This window comes from Alishewanella maricola (assembly GCF_016343785.1).
In the GTDB taxonomy this organism is placed as follows: domain Bacteria; phylum Pseudomonadota; class Gammaproteobacteria; order Enterobacterales; family Alteromonadaceae; genus Alishewanella; species Alishewanella maricola.
Genome location: NZ_JAEINI020000001.1, coordinates 375,933 through 395,445 on the forward strand (window position 1 = coordinate 375,933; position 19,513 = coordinate 395,445).

At 45.4% G+C, this 19,513-nt stretch carries 20 protein-coding genes and 3 tRNA genes; all 23 read left to right on the forward strand.

Going from position 1 to position 19,513, the window contains the following annotated elements; translation table 11 throughout:
• The first annotated feature begins 434 nt into the window (after positions 1–434).
• Positions 435–1,361 carry a homoserine O-succinyltransferase gene (locus tag JAO78_RS01845; RefSeq protein ID WP_226749652.1) on the forward strand — a complete coding sequence of 309 codons (927 nt, stop codon included), beginning with the start codon at positions 435–437 and terminating at the stop codon, positions 1,359–1,361.
• On the forward strand, positions 1,362–2,429 hold the full coding sequence (locus JAO78_RS01850) for a homocysteine S-methyltransferase family protein (protein WP_226749653.1): 1,068 nt from the start codon (positions 1,362–1,364) through the stop codon (positions 2,427–2,429). It abuts the gene before it with no gap.
• Positions 2,429–5,050 carry a methionine synthase gene (gene metH / locus JAO78_RS01855; RefSeq protein ID WP_255654329.1) on the forward strand — a complete coding sequence of 874 codons (2,622 nt, stop codon included), beginning with the start codon at positions 2,429–2,431 and terminating at the stop codon, positions 5,048–5,050. The genes JAO78_RS01850 and metH overlap by 1 nt, the downstream gene beginning before the upstream one ends.
• Positions 5,051–5,177: 127 nt before the next feature.
• A complete protein-coding gene (locus JAO78_RS01860; protein WP_226749655.1) occupies positions 5,178–5,921 on the forward strand; it encodes a DUF2189 domain-containing protein in 744 nt (247 codons plus the stop codon).
• The gene (locus JAO78_RS01865) at positions 5,918–6,370 is read left to right on the forward strand and encodes a regulatory protein RecX (protein WP_226749656.1); all 453 of its coding nucleotides are present in this window, start codon (positions 5,918–5,920) and stop codon (positions 6,368–6,370) included. Before JAO78_RS01860 ends, JAO78_RS01865 begins: the two co-directional genes overlap by 4 nt.
• Positions 6,371–6,394: 24 nt before the next feature.
• Positions 6,395–9,016, forward strand: coding sequence for an alanine--tRNA ligase (gene alaS / locus JAO78_RS01870; protein ID WP_226749657.1), 2,622 nt, complete (start codon positions 6,395–6,397; stop codon positions 9,014–9,016).
• A 120-nt stretch (positions 9,017–9,136) separates the two neighbouring features.
• Positions 9,137–9,337 (forward strand): carbon storage regulator CsrA, encoded by a 201-nt coding sequence (csrA, locus tag JAO78_RS01875; protein WP_226749658.1) that lies wholly within the window; start codon positions 9,137–9,139, stop codon positions 9,335–9,337.
• 163 nt (positions 9,338–9,500) lie between these two features.
• Positions 9,501–9,590: transfer RNA gene (locus JAO78_RS01880), tRNA-Ser, on the forward strand.
• 10 nt (positions 9,591–9,600) lie between these two features.
• Positions 9,601–9,677: transfer RNA gene (locus tag JAO78_RS01885), tRNA-Arg, on the forward strand.
• Between the two features lie 63 nt (positions 9,678–9,740).
• Positions 9,741–9,817, forward strand: a tRNA-Arg gene (locus JAO78_RS01890).
• A gap of 924 nt (positions 9,818–10,741) precedes the next feature.
• A complete protein-coding gene (locus JAO78_RS16830) occupies positions 10,742–10,888 on the forward strand; it encodes a PLDc N-terminal domain-containing protein (RefSeq protein ID WP_226749957.1) in 147 nt (48 codons plus the stop codon).
• A gap of 125 nt (positions 10,889–11,013) precedes the next feature.
• Entirely contained in the window at positions 11,014–11,367 is a 354-nt protein-coding gene (locus JAO78_RS01900; RefSeq protein ID WP_226749659.1) for a hypothetical protein, read from the forward strand.
• 121 nt (positions 11,368–11,488) lie between these two features.
• Positions 11,489–12,028, forward strand: a complete 540-nt coding sequence (locus JAO78_RS01905; RefSeq protein WP_226749660.1) for a hypothetical protein — start codon at positions 11,489–11,491, stop codon at positions 12,026–12,028.
• A gap of 104 nt (positions 12,029–12,132) precedes the next feature.
• Positions 12,133–12,402, forward strand: coding sequence for a hypothetical protein (locus JAO78_RS01910; protein ID WP_226749661.1), 270 nt, complete (start codon positions 12,133–12,135; stop codon positions 12,400–12,402).
• Positions 12,403–12,487: 85 nt separating this feature from the next.
• Positions 12,488–12,841 carry a hypothetical protein gene (locus JAO78_RS01915; RefSeq protein ID WP_226749662.1) on the forward strand — a complete coding sequence of 118 codons (354 nt, stop codon included), beginning with the start codon at positions 12,488–12,490 and terminating at the stop codon, positions 12,839–12,841.
• A gap of 116 nt (positions 12,842–12,957) precedes the next feature.
• On the forward strand, positions 12,958–13,395 hold the full coding sequence (locus JAO78_RS01920) for a penicillin-binding transpeptidase domain-containing protein (protein WP_226749663.1): 438 nt from the start codon (positions 12,958–12,960) through the stop codon (positions 13,393–13,395).
• 73 nt (positions 13,396–13,468) lie between these two features.
• A complete protein-coding gene (locus tag JAO78_RS01925; protein ID WP_226749664.1) occupies positions 13,469–13,822 on the forward strand; it encodes a VOC family protein in 354 nt (117 codons plus the stop codon).
• A 104-nt stretch (positions 13,823–13,926) separates the two neighbouring features.
• Positions 13,927–14,358: a DUF1801 domain-containing protein gene (locus JAO78_RS01930; protein WP_226749665.1), complete on the forward strand. Its 432-nt coding sequence runs from the start codon at positions 13,927–13,929 to the stop codon at positions 14,356–14,358.
• A gap of 84 nt (positions 14,359–14,442) precedes the next feature.
• Positions 14,443–14,781 (forward strand): hypothetical protein, encoded by a 339-nt coding sequence (locus JAO78_RS01935; RefSeq protein WP_226749666.1) that lies wholly within the window; start codon positions 14,443–14,445, stop codon positions 14,779–14,781.
• A gap of 751 nt (positions 14,782–15,532) precedes the next feature.
• Positions 15,533–16,822: a PqiA/YebS family transporter subunit gene (locus JAO78_RS01940; protein WP_226749667.1), complete on the forward strand. Its 1,290-nt coding sequence runs from the start codon at positions 15,533–15,535 to the stop codon at positions 16,820–16,822.
• On the forward strand, positions 16,819–18,492 hold the full coding sequence (pqiB, locus tag JAO78_RS01945; protein WP_226749668.1) for an intermembrane transport protein PqiB: 1,674 nt from the start codon (positions 16,819–16,821) through the stop codon (positions 18,490–18,492). Before JAO78_RS01940 ends, pqiB begins: the two co-directional genes overlap by 4 nt.
• Positions 18,489–19,046, forward strand: coding sequence for a PqiC family protein (locus JAO78_RS01950; protein WP_226749669.1), 558 nt, complete (start codon positions 18,489–18,491; stop codon positions 19,044–19,046). The genes pqiB and JAO78_RS01950 overlap by 4 nt, the downstream gene beginning before the upstream one ends.
• A 219-nt stretch (positions 19,047–19,265) precedes the next feature.
• On the forward strand, positions 19,266–19,508 hold the full coding sequence (locus JAO78_RS01955) for an oxaloacetate decarboxylase subunit gamma (RefSeq protein WP_226749670.1): 243 nt from the start codon (positions 19,266–19,268) through the stop codon (positions 19,506–19,508).
• The last annotated feature ends 5 nt before the right edge of the window (positions 19,509–19,513 follow it).

Sequence of the window (19,513 nt, forward strand, 5' to 3'; positions counted from 1 at the left end):
GTGTTTGAGTGCGGCGACGGTAGCGCCGCGCGAGTTACGTTTTCGCCTTGGACAACGCATGAGCAGCCGGGCTTTCGAGCGGAAGTGGGGTCGCATTTTCTTTGGGTACTTTTTTTTGGCGACGCAAAAGAAAGTATCTCGCCAAGGGCGAAAACGTTAAACGCTGCCTAAAGCTTCAGCTGGAGCTGGAGGATGCACAAAAATGGTATCGAATTTTCTTGGAGTAATTTTTTAACGATGCAAAAGAAATTATCTCTCCACAAGGTGACAGCTTGATTAGAGGGTCATACGGCCAATGCCGAAATAGACTAATAACCCAACCGCAGCACGCACAGCAAAGAATTGCCGCATATTTAGCCATCTAAACGTATAGAAGTTGACATTGAGCTGCTTTTTCAGCACAGTAAGCCATTAATCTGTGAGCGGAGTAGCTTATGCCAGTAAAAGTCATTGATCAGTTGCCAGCGGTAGAGGCTTTATCAGCAGAAAACGTCTTTGTGATGACAGAAAGCCGCGCTGCTTCGCAGGACATTCGGCCATTACGGATCGCCATCCTGAATTTGATGCCGAATAAAATCGTTACCGAAATCCAATTATTGCGTTTATTGGCCAATAGCCCGCTACAATTAGATATCGAGTTATTGCGCATTGATGATCATGTTAGTAAGCATACCTCAGAAAGCCATCTCAATTGTTTTTATCGTTATTTCTCTGATGTGCAAGATCAAAACTACGATGGTTTAATTATTACCGGGGCGCCTTTAGGCCTTGTTAACTATGAAGATGTTACCTATTGGCAGCAGTTTGGCGAGATTTTACGTTGGGCCGATACCCATGTGACCTCCACCTTATTTTTGTGTTGGGCAGCGCATGCGGCCTTGTATCATTATTATGGCTTACAACGTGAGATCCGCGGTGAGAAGTTATCAGGGGTGTATTGGCAAGACGTGAAGCAGCCTTTAAGCCCCTTAGTGCGTGGCTTTGACGATCAATTTTTAGTGCCGCATTCACGTTATGCGCAAGTGCCAATCCAAAAATATCAGCAGCATGCCGACTTACATATTTTGGCTGAAGCCGATGCCACAGGGGCTTACTTGCTACAGAACAGTCGGGGTAACCGGATCTTTGTTACTGGCCATCCAGAATATGATCTTACTACCCTCGATGAAGAGTATAAACGCGACCTAGCTGCGGGCATTAGTGCCTTGTTACCCGAAAACTACTATCGTAATAACGACCCGTTACAAGGGCCGCAGAAGCTATGGCAGGCGCATGCCTTTTTATTATTCAGTAACTGGTTAAACTACTATGTTTACCAAGCCACGCCTTTTGATATTAACCAAATTGGGCAGAACAGTTAAATGAATCGAAGCAAATTGACACCCGCTGCCCTACGAGCGCAGCTACAGCAACGCATTTTTATTCTGGATGGCGCCATGGGCACCATGATCCAGCAGCAAACGTTGGATGAAGCCGGTTATCGCGGCAGCGAGTTTGCCGATTGGCCATCGGATTTAAAAGGCAATAATGACTTACTCGTGCTAACACAGCCGGCGTTAATTGCCGATATTCATCGTCAGTATTTGCAAGCAGGCGCCGACATTATAGAAACCAATACCTTTAATGCGACGACGATTGCGATGGCAGATTACCAAATGTCGCATCTGGCGGCGCGGATTAATCGTGAAGCGGCAGCCTTAGCACGACAAGTGTGCGACGAATTTTTAGTAACCGAACCGCATAAACCCCGTTATGTCGCTGGTGTGTTAGGGCCCACTAACCGTACAGCATCTATTTCACCTGATGTGAACGATCCCGGCTATCGTAACGTTAGCTTTGATGAGTTAGTCACCGCCTATATGGAAGCCACGCTGGCATTAGTTGACGGTGGGGCGGATATCATTATGCTGGAAACGATTTTTGATACGTTAAATGCTAAGGCCGCAGCTTTTGCCGTATTACAGGTGTTCGACGAGCTTGGTTATAGTTTACCAGTGATGATCTCGGGCACTATTACCGACGCTTCTGGTCGCACCTTGTCAGGGCAAACTACAGAAGCGTTTTATCATTCGTTAGCCCACGTTGAACCCGTAAGCTTTGGTTTGAACTGTGCCTTAGGCCCAGATTTATTGCGGCCCTATGTCGAAACCCTGTCTGGTATTTCCTCGGCTTTTGTCTCAGTACACCCGAATGCCGGTTTACCCAATGAATTTGGCGAATATGATTTAGGCGCAACCGAGATGGCGGCAGAAATTGCCGATTGGGCGCAGCAAGGTTTCTTAAATATTGTTGGCGGTTGCTGTGGCACCACGCCAGAACATATCGCTGCAATCAGCCAAGCGGTAAAGGGTTTGCCTGCCCGTCAACCTAAAACACCCGACCATAGTTTTCATTTGGCTGGGTTAGAAGCTTTTTCGGTGGAGTGGTAATGCGACAGCAAGCACGATTTATCAATATTGGCGAGCGCACCAACGTAACCGGTTCGGCACGCTTTAAAAAACTGATCTTAAAAGGCGATTACGAAGCCGCGCTCGATGTGGCACGGCAGCAAGTTGAAAATGGCGCGCAAATTATCGATATCAATATGGACGAGGCGATGCTCGATAGCAAAGCCGCCATGGTGCGTTATTTAACCTTGCTCGCTTCTGAACCCGATATTTCTCGGGTGCCGATTATGGTTGACTCGTCTAAATGGGAAGTGATCGAAGCGGCCTTAAAGTGCATTCAAGGCAAAGCCGTGGTTAACTCTATTTCATTAAAAGAAGGTGAGTCGCCGTTCTTAAAGCAAGCACGCTTATTGCGACGCTACGGTGCAGCCGTGGTAGTGATGGCGTTTGATGAAAAAGGCCAAGCGGACACGCAGCAGCGCAAAGTTGAAATATGTCAACGGGCTTATAACATTTTGACCGAGCAGGTTGGCTTCCCACCCGAAGACATTATTTTTGACCCGAATATTTTTGCGGTCGCCACCGGTATTGAAGAGCACAATAATTACGCGGTCGACTTTATTGAAGCCACGCGTGAAATTAAACGGTTATGCCCTTACGCCAAAATCTCTGGTGGTGTGTCGAATGTGTCGTTCTCGTTTCGTGGCAATGACGCCGTGCGCGAAGCCATTCACTCGGTATTTTTATACCATGCGGTTGCCGCAGGTATGGATATGGGTATCGTCAATGCGGGTCAGTTAACCGTTTACGATGATATTCCGCTACTGCTGCGCGAACGGGTAGAAGATGTCATTTTAAATCGGCGTGATGATGCGACTGAGCGCTTATTGGATGTGGCGGCCCAGTTTAAAGGCGATGGCAGTGTGGCTGAAAAAGTCGATGATGCTTGGCGCAGTTTGCCAGTAGGTAAACGCTTAGAACACGCGTTAGTTAAAGGCATTACCGATTTTATTGAATTAGATACTGAAGAAGCACGGCAACAAGCAGAAAAGCCCTTACACGTGATTGAAGGGCCGTTAATGGACGGCATGAACGTGGTGGGTGACTTGTTCGGTGAAGGTAAGATGTTTTTACCTCAAGTGGTTAAATCGGCGCGGGTGATGAAAAAAGCCGTGGCCTACTTGCAGCCTTATATTGAACAAGACAAAGCGGGTGGCCAAGCGCAAGGTAAAATCTTGTTAGCCACGGTAAAAGGCGATGTGCACGACATTGGCAAAAACATTGTGGGCGTGGTGCTGCAATGTAATAACTTTGAAGTGATTGATTTAGGCGTTATGGTCTCGTGCGCAGAGATTTTACGGGTTGCCAAAGAACGTAATGTCGATGTGATTGGTTTGTCGGGCCTGATCACCCCCTCGCTTGATGAAATGGTGTATGTGGCTAAAGAAATGACGCGCTTAGGTTTTACTATTCCGTTATTAATTGGTGGCGCTACTACCTCTAAAGCGCATACCGCAGTGAAGATTGCACCACATTACCAGCATGGCGTGGTGTATGTACCGAATGCTTCTCGTAGCGTATCGGTGGTGCAATCGTTAATCAGTGCAGACGCCAAACCGCCTTATTTAGCGCGTGTAACCGAAGAATATCGTATCGCGGTGGAGCAACATCTGCGTAGTCGCCCAGGCGAGAAAATGCTCAGTTTAAGCGCGGCACGCGAGAATAAGTTTAAACTTGATTTAGCCAAGGTGGCGCCAGCACCGGTGCAGCCGGGCGTGCATTATTGGCAAGATGTCGATTTACAACAATTACGCGACTATATTGATTGGACACCGTTTTTTCTTACGTGGCAATTATCGGGCAAGTTTCCGGCAATTTTAAATCACCCCGAAGTGGGCTTAGAAGCACGAAAAGTGTATCAAGACGCCAATGCCTTGATGGATAAGATGATCCAGCAAAAACGCATTGCTGGCAAAGCCGCCTTTGGTTTTTTTCCGGCTAATAGTGACGGTGACGACATTATTATTTATACCGACGACAGTCGGCAAACTGAGCGCTGCCGTTTACACGGTTTGCGACAGCAATTAGCCCTGCGTAATAATGCGCCAAACTGCTGTTTAAGTGACTTTATTGCCCCCGTCGGCTCTGGTATTGCCGATTATGTTGGCGCTTTTGCGGTTACCTCAGGTTTTGGTGCAGATGAGTTTGCTGCTGAATTTGTCAAAGTGCATGACGATTATAACAGCATCATGGCCAAAGCCTTGGCCGATCGACTGGCAGAAGCCTTAGCCGAGTTTTTACATATGCAGGTACGCCGCCAGTATTGGGGCTATGCCGCCGATGAAACTTTGGATAATGAAAAGTTAATTCGTGAATTATATCAAGGGATCCGACCCGCACCAGGTTATCCGGCCTGCCCAGAGCACACCGAAAAAGGCACGCTGTTTCAGTTGCTGGATGTGGAAGCGCAAATTGGCATGAAATTAACGGAAAGCTATGCCATGTGGCCTGGTGCCGCAGTCAGTGGTTGGTACTTTGCGCATCCGGATAGTAAATATTTTGCGGTGAGTAAAATTGATGCCGAACAGGTAGCGGATTATGCGCAGCGCAAAGACTGGGACCTTGCAACGGCAGAAATGTGGTTAGGCCCGAATATCCGTTAAACTTTAAGTTAATCTGGCAAGTAAAGCTGAAGTTTTTCCGGTATTCAGTCTCTTAATTAATCGGCTTTTGCAGTATCATACTTCCGCTACACCAGTGTTGGTGTAGCGGTGTTGTTTTGGAGAGCCTGTGGAAAAGCCGTTTCAAATAAAGTTAATTATCCGCAGAGTCAGCGCAGCTGCCTCGATAGCGTGGTTAAAAAACGCCTGGGGCATTTTTAAGCAATATCCCATCGTTTTTGTGCAGATGATTTTACTGACCCTCGCGTTAAGCGTATTGGCAAGTTTGCACGAGATCACCCTAATTATTGCGGTGTTAGCCAGCCCCTTTATTACGGCCGGTTTTTACCGTGCGGTATTAGGTGTGCAGCAACAACAAAAAATCAGTATCGACTGGTTATTCCAACCGTTTAAAGAACCCGCCACTCGGCGCATTTTATTAGTGATTGCCGCGCTTAACTTTTTAATTTCTATTCCGTTAGCGCAATTTCGTGTTGATGTATTTGCCACCATGCAATTAGCACAAGAATCCCCTGATGTGGCTGCAGGCTATAGCTGGTCTTTACTCTTGTTATTAATTGCCACCCTGATCACCGCTATGCTGTTTGCTTATGCCGTGGCGATTGCTTATTTTTTAAAAGAACAGCGCATTTTTACCATATTGCAAGCCAGTTTTATCGCTTGCTGGCGTAACATTCCGGCCCTAGTAAGTTTTGGTTTATTAAGTTTGCTACTGATTATCTTAACAGTTCCGACCTTTTTCCTGGGCTTAATCGTGGTGATGCCGGTGTTACATATTGCGTTTTTCTTGTCATTTAATGAGCTGTTTGCGCTGCAAGTTAAATCACAACAAGATGGCGTATTAGAAGTGTGACGGCAGATAGACAGCGGGAATTACGCCAAGCCGCACTGAATTATTTAAGTCGGCGAGATTACAGTCGGGCTGCGCTTTCTGTTAAATTACAGCAAAAGGGCGCCACAGCCGAAGAATTAGCGGTAGTGCTCGAGTGGTGCAGTAGTGAAAACTACCTGAATGAAGATCGTTTTTTATTAATGATATTGCGTAACCGCTGCCGCCAAGGCTATGGTTACCGCTATATTTTGCAAGAGTGTCGTCAACACAAATTGACCGAGCAGCAACTCGCTACGGCGATTGCCGCAGAAGAAATAGACTGGTGGGATCTCGCCCGCCAAGCCTATCACAAGAAATTTGGTGAAAAAGCCATTGTTGATTACAAAGACAAAGCAAAACGTATGGCTTTTTTGCAGCGTCGCGGCTTTAGTAGCGAGCAAATCCGGGCGGTCTTTGACCAGAATGAATAACCGAACAACTGAACAGGATTTTTCATGAGTATGACATCTGCCGCAGTACGGCAAGCCTTTTTAGATTTCTTCGCCAGCAAAGGCCACAGCATTGTGTCGAGCAGTTCCTTGATCCCAGGTAACGATGCCACCTTGTTATTTACCAATGCGGGTATGGTTCAGTTTAAAGATGTGTTCTTAGGCCAAGACCAACGCAACTACACGCGCGCGGTTTCGTCTCAGCGCTGTGTCAGGGCGGGGGGTAAGCACAACGATTTAGAAAACGTCGGTTATACCGCACGTCATCATACCTTTTTTGAAATGCTCGGTAATTTCAGTTTTGGTGATTACTTTAAGCAAGACGCCATTCGTTATGCTTGGGAGTTTTTAACCGAAGTGGTGCAACTGCCGAAGAGCAAATTATTAGTCACCATTTATGCTACCGATGATGAAGCCTATGATCTGTGGCTTAACGATATTGGTGTGCCAGCTGAACGGATTATCCGCATTGGTGATAACAAAGGCGCGCCATACGCTTCAGATAACTTCTGGGCAATGGGTGATACTGGCCCATGCGGTCCTTGTACTGAAATTTTCTACGATCACGGCGAAGATATTTGGGGTGGCCCACCAGGCTCACCAGAAGAAGATGGCGATCGTTTTATTGAAATTTGGAATATCGTTTTTATGCAGTTTAACCGCTTAGCCAGCGGTGAAATGCAGCCACTGCCAAAACCCAGTGTGGACACCGGTATGGGCTTAGAACGTATCTCCGCTATTTTGCAACACGTTCACAGCAACTATGAAACGGATACCTTTGTCTCGTTAATTAACGCGGCTGCAGCGGTTACTGGCGCGAGCGATTTATCGGATAAGTCGTTGCGGGTGATTGCCGACCACATTCGTAGTTGTGCTTTCTTAATTATTGATGGCGTGATGCCATCGAACGAAGGCCGCGGTTATGTGCTACGCCGGATTATTCGTCGTGCGGTGCGCCATGGTAATAAATTAGGTGCGAAAGGCGCGTTTTTCTACAAATTAGTGGCCGCATTAGCGGCGCAGATGGGTGAAGCCTACCCCGAGTTGCTAACAAAACAAGCCATCATCGAAAAAGCGTTACGCTTGGAAGAAGAGCAGTTTGGTAAAACCCTAGAGCGTGGTTTACAGATCCTAGACGACGAATTGGCGGCGTTAACCAGCAGCGAAATTCCCGGTTCGCTGGTGTTTAAGTTATATGATACCTATGGTTTCCCTGTCGATTTAACCAACGATGTAGCACGTGAGCGTAACTTAACGATTGACCAAGCGGGCTTTGATAGCGCGATGGCCGAGCAACGTAAACGTGCACAGCAAGCCAGCAACTTCGGTGTGGATTACAATCAACAAGTGAGCTCCAACCAACAGACTGAATTTACCGGTTATACCGCAGAAGCGGGCAGTGCACTTGTCGTTGAAATACTAAAAGATGGCCAAAGCGTATCGCAATTAGACGCGGGTGATAGCGGTTTAGTGATTTTAGATAGCAGCCCTTTTTATGCGGAGTCGGGCGGCCAAGTGGGTGATACCGGTACGTTAGATAACAGTACAGGTGTACTTTTTTCGGTACAAGATACCGTTAAAATCGGTAAAGCTTTTGCCCACCAAGGTAAAGCCGAACAGCCACTGCAAGTGGGTATGCGTTTAGATGCCAAGATTGATACAGCGCGGCGTGATGCGATCCGCAAAAATCACTCAGCAACGCACTTATTACATGCCGCGTTACGTCAAGTGCTCGGTGAGCATGTCACGCAAAAAGGCTCTTTAGTGGGGCCAGAGCGCTTACGCTTTGACTTCTCACACTTTGAAGGGGTGAAAGCCGCCGAGTTGCAGCAGATTGAACAGCTGGTCAATCAGCAGATCCAATTAAACTTAGCCTTACAAACGCGCATTATGTCGATTGATGATGCGAAAACCGCCGGCGCTATGGCGTTATTCGGTGAAAAGTATGATGAAGAAGTCCGTGTGTTAAGCATGGGTGATTTTTCTATCGAACTTTGTGGTGGTACCCATGTCAACAGAACGGGTGATATTGGTGTTTTCAAAATTGTCAGTGAAGGCGGTATTGCTTCGGGAGTTCGACGTATTGAAGCGGTTTGCGCCGCAGCGGCCATTAGCTACATTCAGCAATTAGAAGCGCAAGCACAGCAAGCGGCGGCTTTATTAAAAGGTGATACTTTTAGTTTAACCGAGCGGGTGCAGCAAAGCTTAGACCGCGCTAAGTCGCTTGAGAAAGAAATTGAGCAGTTAAAGGGTAAACTGGCCAGTTATGCTGGCGCATCGTTAACCGATAACGTGCAGCAATTAAACGGTGTACAAGTACTTATTCAACAATTACCTGATACAGATGGCAAAGCGTTGCGTACTTTGTTAGACGAATTAAAAAATAAACTCGGCTCGACCGTGATTTTATTAGCAAGTTCGCAAGAGGGTAAAGTGAGTTTAATTGCTGGGGTCAGTGCGGATTTAACCGCCAAAGTGCATGCTGGGCAGTTAGTCGCATGGGCTGCTAACCAATTAGGTGGCAAAGGGGGTGGCCGGCCAGATATGGCACAAGCGGGCGCAACTGACGTTGAAAACTTACCAAAAGTTTTAGAATTAGCTTTTTCGTATATAAAAGAGCGGCTTTAATGCCGCTTAGCGATAATGAAGCTGATTGAAGCGTTTTAAAAGGAACAATGCTGGGTTATCATACCGGCAAATTAAGCAGTAATAACAAATACTGCCATAGACAGGCAAAGGAGCAAAAGAATGCTAATACTGACACGTCGTGTAGGTGAGACCCTAATGATCGGTGATGAAGTTACTGTAACTGTATTAGGCGTTAAAGGTAATCAAGTACGAATTGGTGTTAATGCACCAAAAGACATTTCTGTACACCGTGAAGAAATTTATATGCGTATTCAAGCTGAAAAAGACACCAACGGTGGCAATTTTAGCGAGACTGAGTAATTGTTCAAAACACCCTAAACGAGAGCCGGTTATTTACTCTATCTTGTAAGATGACTTAAATAACCAGCAAATTGTTTAAAAGGTCGGCAAACACACTGATCTGCTCTAAAAATTGTTTGACATATTTTCCTGAGACATTAATATACACGCCGCAACACAGAGTGGAGAAATGGCCGAGTGGCTGAAGGCGCACCCCTGCTAAGGGTGTATAGGGGAAACTCTATCGAGGGTTCGAATCCCTCTTTCTCCGCCATTTTTAAGATGGACGCATAGCTCAGCTGGATAGAGTACTCGGCTACGAACCGAGCGGTCGGAGGTTCGAATCCTCCTGCGTCCACCATCTTAAATTGGGCAGTACCTTACACAGTACTTTAATCATTGTGTAGACAACTTGCTTGACCCTGGACGCATAGCTCAGCTGGATAGAGTACTCGGCTACGAACCGAGCGGTCGGAGGTTCGAATCCTCCTGCGTCCACCATATACAAAGAACCCGCTACGGCTTATGCCTTAGCGGGTTTTTTTATTCTGACGTGATGCCAACTGACGCAGGCGGGTGAGAAGCTCCGTTAGGTTCGACAAACTTGCCTGGAAGCACAAAATTGTCAGGAACAATTTTGGACTGCAAAGCAGGCCCTTGGATCAGGGGCAGTAAAGCCCCTGACAACTTGGCGCGCACTTTAGTGCGACCCGTAGGGCAGGCGGCAGGATAGCCGCCTGTTATCCTCCTGCGTCCACCCTATACGAAGAACCCGCTACGGCTTATGCCTTAGCGGGTTTTTTTAATTTAAAGCATATATTGTTACTTAGCTAAACATTTTCGCCGTTGGCGAGATACTTTCTTTTGCGTCGCCAAAAGAAAGTATCCAAAGAAAATGCGACCCCACTTCCGCTCGAAAGCCCGACTGCTCATGCGTTGCCCAAGGCGAAAACGTAACTCGCGCTATGCTTCGTCGCCGCACTCAAACACCCGTTTTCTTAAAACCTTGGCCAACGATGATCAGTCGGCTCGCTCTAAGGGGGATAAGATCTAGAGTGGTGTTTGCTTACTGAAAAGCAGATTGTGTCAAAGCGGTCTTTTTAAAGGCATATTACTAAATATTATTTACTGAAATTACAGAAAGGCCATATTGAGAGAGCATCGTGCTCGATAGGCGGATTTTTCAGCATCTATCACTAATAATAAAACTTCTGTACCCATAACTCATTGTGAACAGGTCAAAACCGATGTAATGTTATCAACATGAAATTTACAAAGGCTGAAAAGTCCGTTTTTAAATATGGAATTTTTCGTCGAATAAGCTGTTAAATTCAAAGTGGTCTTGAGAAAGATTTTAATGTTCAAATTAATTAAAGGATTAAATTTATGATGGGTGGGATAAGTATTTGGCATTTGTTACTCATAATGGTTTTGCCATTGATTCATGTAATTCTCTCAAGCCGTTCACACGGTGGTGCAAAGTTTGGTTGGTCTTTAGCAGTCGTATTTTTTCCGATACTTGGGTATATCATTTACTTGATAGTTACTCAGCCTGCAAAGAAAGTGCTGTAGAGCTAATTGAATTTAACAAGGCCAGTCAGCAACGCTTCCTTTGGTCGCTGGACCTCAAACCCGCTGTGCGGTTTTTCGGCCGCTGCTGGCTGCGTTATGTACCTTAGCTAGTTTGGAGTCGTATATTGAAGCGTGTGATTAAAATTTTACTTGTGATATTACTATGCTTTACATCTATTTTTGCTGTTTCATTTTATGTCCAGCAATCTAATAGGGATTGTTTAAATATCCCTGAGTCTGAAGCCGTTGATATGATCAGCAGAGTTTTCATCGCGAAACAACACCAAGCTTCAAGCGATGGTTTTATGTTTGAACATAAATTGGTAAACCTACGATATTCCCATGAATTATCTCGTGAAATAGATAGTGACAGTAGTTTGGGTTTCATTGAGTTGCAATACAATAATGAAGCTAACAAAAAAGCTCTAGTTGCAGTTATTTATAGCAACTGTGAATTACAGTGGATTAATGGCACATAACAAGTGCCTCAATTCGCTCACAAGCTCGGACAATTAATAATGGGCTATTGTCGCTGCGCTCAATATTTTAGCCGATTAGTAATTGCCGCTTAGGCAGGTGTTAAAAGCCAATAGGGGTAAGATGAAACTTTTCGATTTTCTGGCTCTGATGAGTGAAGAGAAATATCCAATTCGCATAGAATATCGCGAACATATGGGATGCATTGATGTTGAGGTGGACGCTTTTTCAGAGCGTTGGGTTGTGTCTTTTGACGAAGGTGGGTTCGTAGACTTTTTGGTCTACAGAGATATTGACGCACCAGACAATGAGAATGTGAAGTTGTTGAGTTCGCTTATTAATCGTCCACAACAATCTTGGTTGGATGCAGCTGAAGACCTTGAGATACTGTTTATATCACCATACATATTTATCGGCTCTGATGGTCAAGAATATCAAATTACGGGCTTATTGCCTCAGTTTGGTGGACCTAACGGTACCCTCATTACATCTCGCAAGGACTCTGAAGAAGCTTGTTTTGAAGCCTCTAAGCTTAAAGGTTTTCAAGGAACGGGGCTCAATCCAAGTTACTATGATAAATATGACCGTGAGCACGTCATTGAAACATTACAAGATTGGGGGTGGAATTCAAAAGAGCCAAAACCCACATGGTACAGTGTCTAAGTTTATAAAAAATTGCTTAATTTTTGTTCCAGCAACAAAAAGCGTGGCCTGGTCCTCAAACGCTGCGCGGGTTTCGGCTTGTGCTACGTGCGTTAAAACTTTAAATGGTTAAGTTTATGCACCCACACCAATCAGAAAAGCTAAAGGCTTTGGTTAGAAAAGGTAAATGGTCTTACGTTTTAAAGCACGGTGTGCTTGGCTGGGGAGTGCCAACAGCCATTCTGTGGTCAGCGATCATGCATTTTATCGACAGCATACCTTTTAACGAAAGTATATTTCTCGCGCTTGTGTTGTTTCCAATTGGTGGGTTATTTTGGGGATTATTCATGTGGTTTTTTATAAAGCGTGAAGTCAGTAAGTTGCAACAAGATTAGTTATAACAAGCCAACTTTATAGCTAGCTGCGATGTTAAAGCGCGGCTAAGTTTTCTGCGCTGAATTTGGCGCTGAGGAGGACAAAATGGAATCGATAACACACCCAACCGCTATAGCACTAATTTACTTTTTAGGAATGCTGGTTATCGGTAGTGCTATACAGTGGACGTTTTTAATCAAGTTGAAAAAGCACCATCCGGAACAATGGCAGCACGCTGGTAGCCCGACCATTATGAGCAACGGTGATCTTGTAAAAGCTTGGCCAACCACTAAGTATTTAATACAGAAACTATATAAAGAATCCAATTCAAGCTCCGGTATTAAATTTTGTGACCTTTATCGCTCACCGATGATATATGGTTACTTTTTAACGGCTATTTCAGTCCCTTTGTTTTTTGCAAGTATATTGCTATTTGGCTGGCCTCCGGTTTGGTCTTAGGGTATTTCTAACTCGCGGTTTGAATTGCGCAAATTTACGTTGGCTTGGTTTTGCGCCGCTGCAATTTAGCCAACATGTTTTTGCTAATTAAGGCGTTAGGCTCACTTGGATGCATAGTGAATATTAAATTTTTTATTTTTTTGTTAACTTTCGTAATTTTTAGTCCTGACGTCTTCACTCAGGAGAAAATTTCTGACAACCCTGAATGGCAAGCATTCTTCGATAAGCATCAAGCAACCGGCACTATTCTTATCGTTGACGGTCGTGGTTCAACCGAAAAAGTCAGTGTTTATGATAGAGTACGAGCGAATCAGCGCTACTCACCCGCATCCACCTATAAAATCCCTCATACCCTTTTTGCGTTAGATGCCGGAATAGTTAAGGACGCATTTCAGGTGTTTCCGTGGGATGGCGTTAAAAGAGACTACGAACCTCATAATCAGGATCAGAATTTGCGTTCTGCTATGCGGCATTCTGCACTTTGGGTGTATGAGCGTTTTGCGAAGGCGCTGGGTGAGAAAAATGCAAGGCGCTATTTACCGCCTAATCAGTGAATGCAGCCACCCAAAACGGCGGCTGATTTAAGCGTTATAATGTATTGCATCATTTGCGTAATAAGGAATAGAAATGATGGGACCGGCAAAAAACGGCGCTTTAATATATTCTAATAATATTCATTCGCTTGCTAAATTTTATACTGAGTTGTTTTTGATGAACGTGACGCGGGAAACGTCAGAGTTCGTAAGTCTGGTTAAAGACGGCTTTAATATCGTTATCCATGTTCCACTAACTACAATGCCTACACCAGATTTCAATTCAATTAAGCTGTTTATGGCAGTCGATGATCTCAATGCCGCTAAATTGAAAGCCGAGCAGCTAGGCGGTCAGTCATTTGCAGGTGTATGGTCTAATCCAATATTTAAGGTATGTAACATAGCAGACTCAGATGGTAATCATATTCAAATACGTGAGTTCAGCTGATAACAATACGCATCACTTGCTGCCACTGGCTGTCGAACACCAACCCGCAGCGCGTTAATTTTGAGCGTGAGGCGCTACAAAAAATTCTCTGAGGAACGATAAAAATGGCTGAACTTAAGACAAAGGCAACTCACGCCAGTGTTGCAGACTACATATCCACACGTGCTAACGACAGCCAAAAGACAGATTGTGAAACCCTAATGGCGATGTTTAAGAAAATTACAGGGCAGCCACCGAAGATGTGGGGCCCGAGCATCGTCGGCTATGGCTCATACAAGTACAAATACGAGAGTGGCAGAACGGGAGAAATGTGTTTAACCGGCTTCGCTATCAGAGGACGAGAACTTGTTGTCTATTTAAGCTGCGAAGATACATCCCATGCCTCGCTGCTCTGTAAGCTTGGCCAGCACCGTATGACCAAATCCTGTTTATACTTTAAGCGCCTTTCCGATCTAGATACAACTGTGCTGGAGCAGCTAGTTATCAACTCCATCGAGAAGATAAACGCCCGGTACAACGAAAACAACAATACCTAACCCCTTACTCAAGCTAAACGGCAACAGCAAAAAAGTTAACTACTTTCATCTTATTACAGGTTTCTCCTGCAAAATAATGTACATATGGCCATGAAACTACTCTTTCGTTCTTTAGCTCTGCTGATCTTACTGATCAGTTTTTACCAGCTATATGCAGTAACAGAGCGTGTAACCAGTGCACTTTGGAGCCTTTATAAGTTTTATGGAAGCAATGGGGAAGGGATTTCAATTGGAAGCTCAATGGCGCTGATTACTTATGTGGTATCAATTTGTTTATTAGTTGCTTTAGCGGCTATTTACAAAAAATCAGATGACAGGATCGCGTTGTTATTATCAAAGGTTTCAGCTTTCACATTATTGTTTGGCCTTGTACTGTTAACCGTTTTACTGGTAAGCCCATTAGCTCACTTTTACCCAAGATAGCGGCACTTAACAAGATGCTTGTCTCTGACCCAGAAGCTTGCTGCAACTCCCCCTTAGAGCGAGCCGACTGATCATCGTTGGCCAAGGTTTTAAGAAAACGGGTGTTTGAGTGCGGCGACGGTAGCGCCGCGCGAGTTACGTTTTCGCCTTGGACAGCGCATGAGCAGTCGGGCTTTCGAGCGGAAGTGGGGTCGCATTTTCTTTGGGTACTTTCTTTTGGCGACGCAAAAGAAAGTATCTCGCCAACGGCGAAAAAGTTAAATACTATCATCTTATTACAGGTTTTTTCTTGTGGAATAAAATCTTGGTATCTGCCCCCGAAGCTTGTGAAAAAAGCGTGCTCCGGATTTTAGTCCCCTTAGAGCGAGCCGACTGATCATTGTTGGCCAAGGTTTTAAGAAAACGGGTGTTTGAGTGCGGCGACGGTAGTGCCGTGCGAGTTACGTTTTCGCCTTGGACAGCGCATGAGCAGTCGGGCTTTCGAGCAGAAGTGGGGGCGCATTTTCTTTGGATGCTTTCTTTTAGCGACGCAAAAGAAAGTATCTCGCCAACGGCGAAAATGTTAATAATTACAGGCTGATGCAAATGAAATTTGCGGTTACTTTGAGTCATTTATATTAAGAGATAAAGGTGTCAAGCGAAACGCCATAGTTTTGCAATAATGCCGCTACCCGTGACCATGATATTTAGTCGTTTGATTTTCGAAAATATGCTATAACAGCAACATAGTTCCTCGAGGGCAAATTCATTCGTGTCCATCGCTAACGGTCAAACGCTTCCACCATCTCTTTCTGCTGCTTCAGCGCCAAACGACGAATTGGTGCTGTGCCGGCATTGTGATTTATTACAACAATTACCCAGTTTGCAAGCCGGACAAGAAGCGCATTGTCGCCGATGTCATTCTCAGCTGGATGCACGACAGCCACAGCCCATCTTACGTCCAGTCTCTTATGCGGCTTCAGCGCTGTTTATGTTGTTAATGGCGAATTTATTTCCTTTCGTCAGTATGGGCTTAGCCGGTAACCATAGCGAAATGCATTTTTTTGATGCGTCTTCGGTATTGTTTAATGAGTATCACCAAAGCTTAGCAATCTTAGTTTGGTTATTTATTCAAGCGGTTCCAGCATTTTGTATGGTGGCAGTGATTTATTTAAAGTTGGGTATGGTTTACCGTTTGCCAGCGCGTATTTGGGTGGCTCGCGTGCTGTTTATGTTGAAGCCGTGGAGTATGGTGGACATCTTTTTGATGGGGTTGTTAATCAGCTTTGTTAAGTTGGTTGCCGATGCCGATATTTCTCTGGGTCCAAGCTTTTGGGCTTTTTGTTTATTTTGTTTATTTCATTTACGTACTTTTCAGGTGATCGACCGCCATCAACTCTGGTCGAAGATTGCGCCGAGCCCGCAACCGGCAGTAGCGGCGAAAGTCGGGCAAAGTGGTTTAAGCCAACAGCTAAAATTATGCCAGTGTTGCACCGCGATTATGCGTGAGCAGCATACGCATTGTCCGCGCTGCCATAGTAGAGTGCATGCCCGCAATCCTGCGAGCTTGCAGCGTACACTCGCACTTTTGCTGGCGGCTTGTATTTTGTATATACCGGCAAATTTGTTACCTATAATGCGTACGGTCTCTTTTGGAAGTGTTACCGATTCAACCATCATTAGTGGTTTATTGTTAATGTGGCAAGACGGCGAATATCCGGTGGCGATTGTGATATTGTTAGCCAGTGTGGTGGTGCCCATAGTGAAAATCATTGTGATGTTCTGGTTATGCTATTTGACAAAGTACCCCACAGCCAGACAAGGTAAGATGAGCACGCAAATTTACTTATTGGTGGATTGGGTAGGTCGCTGGTCTATGGTCGATGTGTTAGTGGTGGCCATTTTGGCAGCTTTGGTACGGTTCGGTTTGCTGATGAGCGTCTATCCCGGAGTGGGGGCGTTAGTATTTGCTGCAGTGGTGGTGATTACCATGTTGGCGGCAATAAGTTTTGATCCGCGTTTGCTGTGGGATCAGCAAGCTGAGACAAGGAGAGATGTGTGACAGAGGCAGAGTTAGTGCAGGCCGAGGTAAGTCCGATCAAGCAGTGGTCACCGATTTGGGTAGTGCCTATCGTCGCTATCCTCATTGGTTTGTGGATGTTATATAACCATTTTCAGCAACAAGGCGCGATGTTGTTGCTCGTGGCAGAAAACGCGGAAGGTATTGTTGCCGGTAAAACCCAAATTAAGAATCGTAATGTCGATGTTGGGCAGGTGGTCTCGGTTGAATTGAGTGAAGATCTTAGTCAAGTGATGATCAAAGCGCGTATGAAACCGAATGTGACGCCATTGTTAAACGAAGCGTCACAGTTTTGGGTGGTAAAACCTCAGATTGGTCGAGGTGGTGTAACCGGCTTAAATACCCTGATGTCGGGTTCTTATATTGAATTACAACCCGGTGATGCGACTCGGGTGGTGCTCACCCATCCGTTATTAAATACCCCACCCGTTGCTTCAGCTGATGCACCTGGCGTGCGTGTAAAATTACAAACCTCTGATGCGGGCGGCTTAACCATTGGTGATCCGGTGTTATACCGAGGCTATGAAGTGGGCACCGTGGAAAGCAGCGAATTTGAACTAAGCACGCGCAGCACGCATTATCAGTTATATATCAAACAACCTTTTGACGTGTTGGTTACTGAAAATGTGCGGTTTTGGCTGAGTAGTGGCTTGTCTATCGACTTATCGGCAGAAGGTTTGTCAGTGGATGTGGGCTCTGCCGCTACCTTACTGAGCGGTGGTGTCAGTTTTGATGTGCTAGATGGTTGGCCTGTTGGTGCCGCGGCCGAAAATGGTACCGAGTTTCAGTTGTTTCCGGATAAACAAAGCATCCAAGATGGTATGTATTATCAGTTTGTAGAGTATCTGGTCTTTTTTGATGAATCGGTACGCGGCTTAAAGGCCGGTGCGCCGGTTGAGTTTAGAGGGGTGCGAGTGGGTACCGTTACCAGTGTACCGTTCTTTTTCGCGATGAAAAAACCGTTTGAAGTTTCGTTGAATCAAGGGGTGCCTGTTCTGTTAAGAATTGAAGCCGGCCGGCTTTATGAAAACCTCACCTTAGCGCAATTGGGTAATGAACTTAGCCAGGCGGTAAGTCGTGGCCTGCATGCCGTATTAAAAACCGGTAATTTATTAACGGGAGCACTCTATGTCGATTTGGATATCAACAGCGAGCTATTAGCCGACAGTCGGCAGCAAGCGTTATATAACGAGCAGTTGTTGTTAAGTCGCCAAGCGGGCTATCCCAGCTTACCTTCAGCGCGCAGCGGTTTTAGTAACATTGAGCAAAAAGTGCTGATGGCATTGGATAAAGTCAATAATCTGCAATTAGAAGAATTCTTAACGCAGGGCCAACAAACCTTGGCAGCAACAGAGCAAATGCTAGCCAGCAGTGAGCAATTATTAGCGACCTTACAGCAGTTTGTTAGCAAACCTGAGTTACAGCAGTTACCGAGTGAATTACAGCAAAGCTTAAATGACTTACGCCAAGCGTTAGCCGGGGTAAGCCCAGGGTCAACCGCTTATGAACGAGCGGGAATGAATTTGCAAATGATGGATCAGGTACTAAGAGAGTTACAACCGGTGTTGAAAATGTTGAATCAGCAAAGTAATGCCTTACTGATCAATGCCAGTGATAATGCCGATCCGCAGCCAAGGAAAGCTCAACAATGAAACTACATTTACTTGTCATACTGGTCTTGCTGATCACCTTAAGTGCATGCAGCAACACTGTTAATGGTACACGTTATTATCAGGTTGCAGCACCAAGTGCCAAGCCAGTCGAGCCAGCAGCGATAGCCGCGTTAGCCATTGCGCCAGTGAGAGTGGCGAGTTATTTAAATGGCAGTGGTTTAGTGGTGCAACAATCAACGGTCGAGTTTAGTATCGCGCGACAGCATCTGTGGACAGACTCCTTAGAGCAACAGCTGCAACGTCAGCTTGCTGAGTATTTATTGACCAGTGTGCCAAAGCTGGCGTTATTGCCACAGCCGACCGCACAAGTTGCGCTATTACGCTTAGATATAGACCGTTTTTATGCCGATGCGGATGGTCAGGCTGTGGTCAGTGGCCGTTACAGTATTAGCGACGAGAAACGAGTGCAAACACAAGCCTTTTTGTACCAGGTACCGCTGGCCGATGCCGGTTATCCAGCCATGGTAAACGCCTTGAGTCAAGGCTGGCAGCAGTTATTACAGGACATCACCTTAGCCGTGCAGCAGCATTAACGTGAGTGTGGGGCATATTTAGCTGTTTGGATGTCTAGAAATTTAAATGTCTTAACTCTTGACGCTAAGCTGGCAATCGGCTACAAGACCTATAGTAAGTATCACGCTAATTTATTTTATTATCACAACAGTTTAGACCATACTTTGTTAACTATTGTCTAACGCTTGCTAAGCTTTCTAAGCAAGCGCCACTGTGTAAACACGTTGAGGAATTTAACGATGGTTGCTGATTTACTATTTGAAGCGGCGGGGTTGATGCTGATAGGCATGGTCTCGGTGTTTACTTTTCTATTTTTGCTAGTGGTGTTACTGCAACTCATGAGCAAAACGATCCAGCGTTATTTCCCTGTTAAACAAACCGAAAAATCATCTCACGTCAGCACAACGGCTGCCGGCGGTGTTTCCCCTACTATCATTGCTGCTATCAGTGCTGCAGTGCATCAGTACCGTCAAAAACAATAAACAGA